General features: G+C 66.4%; 7 protein-coding genes. 6 read left to right on the plus strand and 1 reads right to left on the minus strand.

The window, feature by feature from the left end; translation table 11 throughout:
* The first annotated feature begins 121 nt into the window (after positions 1–121).
* From selA to pyrC, 4 genes are all read left to right on the plus strand, one after another.
* Positions 122–1,585 carry an L-seryl-tRNA(Sec) selenium transferase gene (gene selA / locus WCJ52_RS08715; RefSeq protein WP_336902913.1) on the plus strand — a complete coding sequence of 488 codons (1,464 nt, stop codon included), beginning with the start codon at positions 122–124 and terminating at the stop codon, positions 1,583–1,585.
* Between the two features lie 74 nt (positions 1,586–1,659).
* A complete protein-coding gene (locus WCJ52_RS08720; protein ID WP_336902914.1) occupies positions 1,660–2,859 on the plus strand; it encodes an FAD-binding domain-containing protein in 1,200 nt (399 codons plus the stop codon).
* The gene (locus WCJ52_RS08725) at positions 2,856–4,394 is read left to right on the plus strand and encodes a deoxyribodipyrimidine photo-lyase (RefSeq protein WP_336902915.1); all 1,539 of its coding nucleotides are present in this window, start codon (positions 2,856–2,858) and stop codon (positions 4,392–4,394) included. The genes WCJ52_RS08720 and WCJ52_RS08725 overlap by 4 nt, the downstream gene beginning before the upstream one ends.
* Before the next feature lie 220 nt (positions 4,395–4,614).
* A complete protein-coding gene (gene pyrC / locus WCJ52_RS08730; RefSeq protein ID WP_336902916.1) occupies positions 4,615–5,703 on the plus strand; it encodes a dihydroorotase in 1,089 nt (362 codons plus the stop codon).
* A 93-nt stretch (positions 5,704–5,796) separates the two neighbouring features.
* Here pyrC and WCJ52_RS08735 read toward each other — a convergent pair whose 3' ends face one another.
* On the minus strand, positions 5,797–6,342 hold the full coding sequence (locus WCJ52_RS08735; RefSeq protein WP_336902917.1) for a DUF1993 domain-containing protein: 546 nt from the start codon (positions 6,340–6,342) through the stop codon (positions 5,797–5,799).
* A gap of 399 nt (positions 6,343–6,741) precedes the next feature.
* Here WCJ52_RS08735 and WCJ52_RS08740 point away from each other — a divergent pair, with 399 nt between their 5' ends.
* Positions 6,742–9,243 (plus strand): TonB-dependent receptor, encoded by a 2,502-nt coding sequence (locus WCJ52_RS08740; RefSeq protein ID WP_336902918.1) that lies wholly within the window; start codon positions 6,742–6,744, stop codon positions 9,241–9,243.
* Between the two features lie 65 nt (positions 9,244–9,308).
* Positions 9,309–9,728 (plus strand): hypothetical protein, encoded by a 420-nt coding sequence (locus WCJ52_RS08745; RefSeq protein WP_336902919.1) that lies wholly within the window; start codon positions 9,309–9,311, stop codon positions 9,726–9,728.
* Positions 9,729–9,772 lie beyond the last annotated feature (44 nt).

Genomic DNA, 9,772 nt, shown 5'->3' on the forward strand with positions numbered 1-9,772 from the left:
GGTCCCGGGCGGGGGCGGCGCATGAGGACTCCCTACGTCGAACCGGGGCCAAGGTCATCTGCCTCGCTTGCCCGGCGTCGCCTCGCCTCCCTATAGTCCGGCCCGGAGAGGGAGACGCGTCGTGACGCTGAGGACCCCGAAGGCCGCCCGACCGGACCCCCGCCGCCGCCTCCCGGCTGTGGGTGCCCTCTGTGACGACCCCATCGCCCAGCCACTGAAGGCCCGTTACGGCGCCGCAGCCCTGACCCGGGCCGTCCGCGGCGTGCTGACCGAGGCCCGGACCCGCCTCGCCATAGACCCGGACCTCCTCCCGACGACCGGTGCTATCCTTGAAGCCGCAGAGGCGCGGCTGGTCGAGGGTGTCCGCCAGACCCTCTTTACGGTGATCAACGCCACCGGCGTGGTGATCCACACCAACCTTGGCCGGGCACCCCTGGCGCCGGAGGCGATGGCGGCGGCCGCGGCGGCGGCGGGCTACGCCAACCTCGAGCTCGACCTCGACACTGGCCGGCGGTCGTCACGACAGGCGCACCTCGATCCCCTGATCGCCGAGATGACCGGCGCCGAGGCGGGAATGGCGGTGAACAACTGTGCCGGCGCCGTGCTGCTGGCCCTGGCTGCAGTGGCGGAAGGGGCCCCGGTCATCGTCTCCCGGGGCGAGCTGGTGGAGATTGGCGGCGGCTTCCGCATCCCCGACGTGGTGGCCCAGAGCGGCTCGCGCCTGGTCGAGGTGGGGACCACAAACCGCACCCACCTGCGGGACTACGAGAAGGCCCTGGCCGACCATCCGGAGGCCCGGGTCCTCCTGCGGACTCATCCGAGCAACTTCCGGATCTCGGGCTTCACCAGCGTCCCCTCCCTGGAGAGCCTGGCGCACTTCGCCCACGCCCATGGCCTGCTGCTGATCGAGGACCTGGGCGGCGGCGCCCTCGTGGACCTCTCGCCCTTCGGCATTCCGGACGAGCCCACCGTCCAGGCCAGCCTCAGGGCGGGCGTGGACCTGGTGCTGTTCAGCGGGGACAAGCTGCTGGGCGGGCCCCAGGCCGGCCTCGCTGCTGGACGCCGGGACCTGGTCGAGCGGCTGGAAGCCCACCCCCTGGCCCGGGCCCTGCGGCTGGACAAGCTGTCGGTGGCCGCCCTCGCCGCCACCCTGCGGCTCTATCGCCCGCCGTCCGATCCCTTCCAGCGGATTCCCGTCCTGCGCCTGCTGGCCCAGGAGGCCGGAACGCTGACCGCCCGGGCGACGGAACTCAGGGCGCGGGTCGAAGGCCTTGCGGACCTCGAGACGGAGATCGTCGAGACCGAGGGCTATGCCGGCGGTGGAGCCCTGCCCATGCGGGCCCTGGCTGGCCGGGCCCTCGCCCTCCGCCACCCGCGGCTCAGCACCGAGGACCTGGCGCTTCGCCTTCGCACAGGCGAGATCCGCGTGCTGGGACGGATCGAGCAGGACCGGGTCCTGATCGACCTGAGGACTGTCGACGACGCAGAGGTTCCGGCCCTGGCCGAGGCGATCATCGCGGCGGCGGCGGGGGAAATGAGCGACCTCTCGCGCCACTATCCCGAGGCCCCCCCTTCCCTCGCCTGAGGTGCGGCGACACATAGGCGGCAGGGAGCATGGCCCAGGCCGCTCCGTGCCAATGACGGGATCAGAGGGACATCGTGCCAGACTCCGGGATGTTCCCGCCGACCCGCCAAGCCGCCCTGGAGCGTCTCGCCGGCTTTGTCCCGGCGGCGGGACGCGCCTATGCGGAAGGCCGAAACCTGGACCCGGGACCCGGTGAACCCGGCGCGGTCTCGCGGCTATCCCCCTACCTTCGCCACAGGGTAATCTCAGAGGCCGAGGTGGTCGACGCGGTCCTGGAGGCCCAGGGCCCCGCCAGTGCAGACAAGTTCATCCAGGAGGTGCTCTGGCGTACCTACTGGAAGGGCTGGCTGGAAATGCGGCCTTCCACCTGGTCGCGGTTCCTGGAGACGCGCGACCGCCAGCGGGATGGCCTGGCGGACCCGCAGGCCCTGGCCGACGCCGAGGCGGGCCGCACCGGCATCGAGGGCTTCGACGACTGGGCCCGCGAACTCGCCCAGACCGGATACCTGCACAACCACGCACGCATGTGGTTCGCCTCGATCTGGATCTTCACCCTGCGCCTGCCCTGGGCCCTGGGGGCGGATCTCTTCCTGCGCCGGCTCGTCGACGCCGACCCGGCAAGCAATACCCTGTCCTGGCGGTGGGTCGCGGGCCTCCAGACCCCGGGGAAAACCTACCTGGCGACCCGGGAGAACATCGCCCGCTTCACCGGGGGCCGCTTTGCCCCCTCGGGCCTGGCGACGGAGGCGTCTGCCCTGTTTGAGCCGGCGCCCGAACCCCCGGCGGGCCTTCCTTCCGTTGCAGGCGCTGCGCCTCCGGGACCCTTCCTGCTGCTGGCAACGCCGGAGGACCTGACCCCCGACCTCGGAGGGATCGACCCGGCAAGGGCGGCCGCCGCGGTCGTCACGCTGGATTCCCGCCTGTCCTTTGGCGAGGCCGCCCGCGGGTTCACTGCTGGCGCGGCAATGGACGCAGCCGATCGCCTGGCCGGGCGAGTGGGGGGGCCGGTAACCCTCCTGGACCACCTCGACGCCGGCTCCCTGGTCGCCGCAGCCCAGGCGGCGCAGGTGCGGACCCTCGTCACGCCCTACGCGCCTGTGGGTCCCACGGCTGACGCCCTGGCGCAGGCCGCGCAGGGCCTTGAGGCCGAGGGCCTGCGCCTCGTCCAGGTCCTCCGGGACTGGGACTCCCGCCTCTGGCCCCACGCAACGGCGGGCTTCTTCGCCTTTCGCAAGCAGATCCCGGCCTTGCTGCAACAGGGGAGGTCCCGGTGAGCCGCCCCCTGCAGGTCGTCTGGTTCAAGCGCGACCTGCGCATCGCAGACCACCGCCCTCTCGCCTTCGCCGCAGACGCCGGACCGGTGCTTCCCCTCTACATCGTCGAGCCCGGGCTCTGGGCCCAGCCGGACGCCTCAGGAAGGCAGTGGGCCTTTGCGGCGGAATGCCTCGGCGAACTGGCGGCGTCGCTGGCCCGGCTGGGCCAGCCCCTGTTGGTCGAGGTCGGCGAGGCGTTGGAGGTGCTGGGCCGGATCCATGAGCGTCACGGTATCGCCGGCCTCTGGAGCCACGAGGAGACCGGAAACAGCTGGACCTACGCCCGGGACCTGGCCGTGGGTGCCTGGGCGAAGGCGGCGGGCGTTCCCTGGCGCGAGGAACGCCAGTTCGGCGTGATCCGCCGCCTGAAGTCGAGGAACGGCTGGTCCCAGGCCTGGGACCGGGACATGGCCCTGCCGGTGACGCCCCCACCCGTGGCGCTTGTTCCCCTCAGCGGCGACTGGCCGGGTCGCATTCCGTCAGCGGACGACCTCGGCCTTGCGCCCGATCCCTGTCCCCATCGCCAGAAGGGCGGGCGCACTGGGGCGCTGGAGGTTCTGGACAGCTTCCTGTCCAGTCGCGGCCGCGACTATCGCCGGGAAATGTCGAGCCCCCTCACGGCCTACGCGTCCAGTTCGCGGCTCTCGCCCCACCTCACCTGGGGGACGATCTCCATGCGGGAAGTCGCCCAGGCCACCTGGGCGCACCAGCGCGGGCTCCGGGCGTCGGGCGCCATCGACGCCGGACGATGGCGAGCGTCCCTGGCCTCATTCTCGGGGCGCCAGCACTGGCGTTGCCACTTCGTCCAGAAGCTGGAGGACGAGCCCCGGATCGAGTTCGAGAACCTCCACCGCGCCTACGACGGCGTCCGCCCCAGCGACCCGGATCCGGACCGCCTTCAGGCCTGGAGCTGGGGCCTGACCGGCTATCCCTTCCTCGACGCCTGCATGCGGGCGCTGGACGCCCATGGCTGGATCAACTTCCGCATGCGCGCCATGCTGATGTCCTTCGCCAGCTATCATCTCTGGCTTCCCTGGCGGGAAAGCGGCCTGCACCTGGCGCGGAAGTTCGTGGACTACGAGGCCGGAATCCATTGGCCGCAGGTGCAGATGCAGTCAGGCACCACGGGCATCAATACGCTCCGGATCTACAACCCTGTGAAGCAGGGCCACGACCAGGATCCAGAAGGTGCCTTCGTCCGGGCCTGGGTTCCCGAGCTCGCGGCCGTCCCTGACGCCTTCGTCCATGAGCCCTGGCGTTGGGAGGGAGCGGCCAGCCTCACCTATCCCGCCCCCATCGTGGACAACGCCGAGGCCATGCGGGGGGCCCGCGAAACCCTCCACGCCCTGCGCCGCGACAGTCGCCACAAGGGCACTGCCCGGGTCATCGCCGCCCGCCATGGCAGCCGCAAGTCCGGCTTGCAGGGGGCGGGAGACCGTGGGCGAGGACGGGCAAAGCCAGCTGGCGACGTCCAGCTGACCCTGGACTTCGGGTAAGGCGGGCAAGGCGGCGAACCCGGGTCAGCAGGCGTCCTCGAGGAAGGTGAGGATGGGCGCGCCGGCGAAACGGGCTGTCTTCAGGCCGTCGGCGCGCATCGGCTCCGGAGCGATCGGTTTCAGCGGGGGGCGGGAGCTTGGGCCACGGTCAATTCCACTGGGTTTCAGTCCTTGCCTGGGCCATCATGACGACCGGGGATGTTTCCGGAGATTCCAGTCCATGCCGTCGTCTGAGACCGCTGCGCTTCCTGGCCGTACGCAGGGCGCGCCGTCGCGCCTGACCCTTCGCCGGCCTGACGACTGGCATGTCCACCTGCGCGACGGCGTCATGCTGGCCTCGGTGGTGAACTACACGGCCCGGCAGTTCGGGCGCGCCATCGTCATGCCCAATCTCAAGCCGCCGGTGACGACCGTCGCGGCGGCCCGGGCCTACCGGGAGCGCATTCTGGCGGCGGTTGAGCCCGGCCTGGACTTCACGCCCCTGATGACCTGCTACCTGACCGACGGACTGGACCCTGCCGAGGTCGAGCGGGGCTTCACCGAAGGGGTGTTCACCGCCTGCAAGCTCTACCCGGCCCACGCCACCACCAATTCCGCAGCCGGCGTGACGGACGTGCGCCACATCCACGGCGTGCTGGAGGTCATGCAGAAGATCGGCATGCCCCTGTTGATCCATGGCGAGGTCACCGACCACGAGGTCGACATCTTCGACCGCGAGGCCGTCTTCATCGACCGGGTCCTGAACCCGCTGGTCGGCGATTTCCCCGCCCTGAAGGTGGTGTTCGAGCACATCACCACGGCCGACGCCGTGGCCTTCGTCGAAGCCTCGGGGCCCAACATCGCTGCGACCATCACGCCGCACCACCTGGCGATCAACCGCAACGCCATGTTCGAGGGCGGGATCCGGCCCCACTTCTACTGCCTGCCCGTGGTCAAGCGCGAACCGCACCGCCTCGCCCTCCGGCGGGCGGCGACCTCGGGCTCGGCCAAGTTCTTCCTGGGCACGGACTCCGCCCCGCACCCGGTGGGGGACAAGGAGACGTCCTGCGGCTGCGCGGGCATCTTCAACGCCCCCTACGCCCTGGAAAGCTACGCCCTCATCTTCGACGAGGACGGCGCCCTGGACCGGCTGGAAGCCTTCGCCTCCGAGAACGGCCCACGCTTCTACGGCCTGCCCCTGAATGCGGGGTCGGTGACCCTCGAGCGTCGCCCCATACCGGTTCCAGAGGTTCTGAAGCTGCCGGCGGCTGACCTGGTTCCCTTCCACGCCGGGGAAGCCCTTGCCTGGAGCCTGGTGAGCGCCGGCTGAGCGAGGCTGGAGGGCCGCCCCTCTGTCACGGACTCCCAAAGCCGGCCATCCTGATGCCTGGCAGGAAACCCCCAGGCGCCGGAGTGCAAACCCTTAAGCCGGTATTGTCCCGTCGCCCGCTCGCCGCGGCGGCAGCGGTCCCAGGAAGTCACGCTTCCCGATGTCCACCCCGGCCATTCTCAGCAGCGCATAGGCCATTGCGGTGTGGAAGAGGACGTTGGGCAGGGCGAGGTTCAGTACGTAGTCCTGGGCCTGAAGGTGACGGGCGCCCTTGGGGCTGGGCAGGACGATCTCTAGGTCTTCCGCGCCGTCGAAGTCCACCGGGGCAAGGGCGCCCAGTTCCCGAAGCGCCTGGTCCAGCGCACGCCGCATGTCTTCCAGAGTGGAGAGCCCGGCCAGGTCATCGGGCGGCAGGCCGCGAAGACGTCTCGTGGCGCCTAGGGCGTTATTGATGGCCGCCTGGACCTGGAACGGAAGGGGATTCATGTCTGGGGCGAGGCGCAGCTCGGCAAGACCGGACAGCGCCTCGCCGGGACCGGCCGCCTCGAAGTGAACCTCGGCTTTTTCCAGCAAGCCGAGCAACACGTTCAGCGCGCGCTGAAACCTTGGCACGGTCACGTCGAACAGATTGAAGATCATGATGGCTAGAGCCTCCCCAGGCGAGGCGACATGAAGCCGATTGGTGTCGTGACGGTGACAAGGCTGGAGCCGACCCGCGTAGGCTGACATCCCCTGAACACCACCGCCGGCTATCCGGAACGAGGTGTATGTGGGGCTGACGGCTCGCCGATCTGGGGCAATGCACCCTTGGCAAAGCCCCTTGTGTGGCGGGGATGCGAAACAGCAGGATAGACACCCAACCCTCGCCATCACCGAATTGTCACGAAAGTATCGAATTTAATTCATTTGCGATGGGGTGTCTGTAGGGTCTACGAACCCTATAGCTTGGGCTTAGACTCTTCATTCCTATCAGTAAAAGAACTCATTCTCACTGATTTCCGCAAGAGTCTTGCCAGTCGAAATCGGGGAATTAAAAAGTTGAAAATTCAAAACTCAAAGCGACTGCTTAATGGCAGCGTGTCGTTTACGTGCCTTGCAGTCATTTTGGGCATCGCCGCCTCGGCCATGCCTGCAGCCGCCGAGGAAGCTCGCGCTGACAAGAGTTCCGAGCGTCGAACCCGAGTCATCGAAGGTGACGTCGAAGAGGTCATCGTCGTCGCGCCGAAGAACCAAGCTGCGACCGTGGCGCCAGTCAAGTCTTCGCTTGAAGCGACTGAACCGACGGCCGTCATCGATCGAGCCTTCATTGAGCAAAATACGCCAACTATCGGTGACTACACCACCACCAGCGTTCTCGCTGTCTCGATGGTCAGCGCCGGGAACGCCAATGGGCCGGGCTCGACAGATGGGTCGAAGATTTCGCTCCGGGGCGTCGCGGACGGGCAGTTCAACATTACCTATGACGGAATTCCATGGGGCGACACCAATGGCCCCTCCCATCACGCCAACTCCTTCTTTCCGAACTCCACGATCGGAGGCGTAATCATCAACCGTGGCCCCGGTGACGCCACGGACATCGGGCAGGCCAGCTTCGGGGGATCCCTGAATCTGTTCTCCCTTCCGGTTGAGGATCAGGCTGGCCTTCGTCAGAAGTTGACCTTCGGCAGCTGGAACACCTGGCAGTCTGTGACGACCCTGACATCGGGGCCCGTCGCCGCCCTGCACGACGCAAACTTCATCGCCAATTTCCAGGAGTACGGAACGAAGGGCTACCTCACCAACAGCCCTTCCGGCGGTGGCGACCAGTACCTCAAGATGGTGCTGCCGATTTCGGATAGCTGGGACGTCACGGCTCTCTTCACGCGGAGCGACAACCACTACAACCAGTCAGATGTCAGCAATGGAACGATCGCTGAAATCGAAAAAACGGGTCAATCCAATTTTGCTCTTTGCGATAACCCGCTCTATAGCTGCCACAAAGATTGGAACTATACAAAAAAGCAAACGGATTTCGAGTATATAAAAGTCGCCGGCGAGTTTGGCCCCGGCATACGTATGGAAAACACCGTCTACAGCTACTGGTATTCGAATAAGACTCTGTCGGCTAACACGAACGACTACTCCACTCCATTCGGTGCGACGACGGGCGGCCCGACTGTCATCACCAACATCTCAGGACTTGCCTATCCCGCAGGCGGATCCGGTTACACCGCAAACAAGATCCCCGGTCTCGGCGGCTATTTGAAGCGCAACGAGTATCGGGTTAAGGGAGACGTGATCCGGTTCGCCAAGGATATCGGTCCCGGCGAACTGACCTTCGGCGGCATGTACGAAGTGGCGCGCACCAAGCGCTTCACCTTCCAGATCGCCCTGCCCGTCCCCGGCAGCAACGTGACGGGCTTCTCCACCAAGGACTTCGGAACCCTGAAGGCGGCGAAGGTCCCGACGAACCCGCCCGTCGCCGACTGCTATGGGTACCCCAAGACCACTGCTCCGGGAAAACCTTACGACGGGATCTGCCAGACACCGCTCGACACGAAGTATAACGAGTATAGTGGTTGGAATTACTACCAGATTTTTGGCGAGTATGCCTGGAAGGTAGACGACAAGCTGACCATCACACCGGGTGCGAAGTACCTCAATTTTGAGCTCTACATCCACGCGCCAGTCCTGAGTACGCTTCAACCTCTCAATCTCTCCAAGACTTACGACAAGACGCTGGGTTTCCTCACAGTGAATTACCGGCTCTCGCCGTATTGGACAGCGTATGGGCAAGCCTCCCAGGGCTTCCTGGTGCCCAACATCAGTTCCATGTATGTTAATAATCCGAATTATGCTGAAATTCAGCCGCAGGAGTCCATGGCCTATCAGTTGGGCACGGTCTATTCGCGTGGGAATTTGATTTTCGACGCCGATATCTACAACATCGAATTCCAGCATAAACTCCAGTCGAATACGATCAACGATCCGACAAATCCCCTGAACGGGCAAACCTACTTTACCAATTCGGGTGGAGCCACCTACAGCGGGATCGAAGGCCAGGTGACCTATGTCTTCCTTCCCGGCCTTTCGGCTTACACGAACTACAGCCGCAATCGTGCGATCGGCAAGGACGATGCGGTCAACCCCGGCGGCAACGACAAGCAGCTGGCTGGAGCCCCGAAGTGGACCTCGGCGGTTGGCCTGCGCACTGAGGCCCATGACCTCCTGACGACAGACGACAGCCTGGTCATGACCCTGGACAGCAAGTGGATCGGGTCGCAGATGGCGATCGCCGCCTCCGGGAAAGTGGCCCCGACGGGCCGGATCAAGGAATGGGCGCAGGCGAACTTCGCGGCGACGTATCAGTTCGGACAGTACGCCATCCAGCTCCAGGTCCTGAACCTTGCCGACCGCCAGCCACTGACGGGAATGAAGGGGAAGGCGCTGGTCGTCGGAACCGACCAGTTCGCTCTGACCTCCGCCCAGGGCGGGGCCGCCAATTCGCCTCAATACCTGACGCCGAGGAGCTACCAGCTCACACTCAAGGCCGCCTTCTAGGCCCAAGTGTTTTGCGCCCGGGAGACATCCCGGGCGCCGCCGCCAAATGAATCCCGGGAAGCCCCATGCCGACCTACGCCCTCCGCAGGCTGCATAGACTTTCCGGGCTCTTCTTCGCGCCGACCCTGCTGTTCTTTGCGCTGACCGGCGTCCTTCAGGTCTTTGACCTGCACAAGATCCGGCCCGGAAACGCGCCCTCGGCGCTGGTCCTGAAGGCGGCGAGCCTGCACAAGAACCAGACGACCCATATCCGGAGCCGTACCGCCACGCCAACGAAGGCCGGAGCAGACTCAAAGCCTCCGGAGGAGACCTCACTCGCCCATCAGGCGCTCAAGGCCTTCGCTGCAATCGCCTCCGCCTTCCTGCTCCTGACCACCTTCCTGGGTGTTACCCTTGCCCTGGGGTCGGCCCGGGATCGTCTCGCCTCCGCCTTGGCCCTGGTTGGCGGGGTCCTCATCCCCCTGTTCCTGGTCCTCGCCCTGTGAGGTCACCGGCAACCCCATCGCCAGCCACCTCGCCGAAGGCCGGC

Origin of the sequence: Phenylobacterium sp., assembly GCF_037138395.1 — a bacterium.
Taxonomy (GTDB): domain Bacteria; phylum Pseudomonadota; class Alphaproteobacteria; order Caulobacterales; family Caulobacteraceae; genus Phenylobacterium.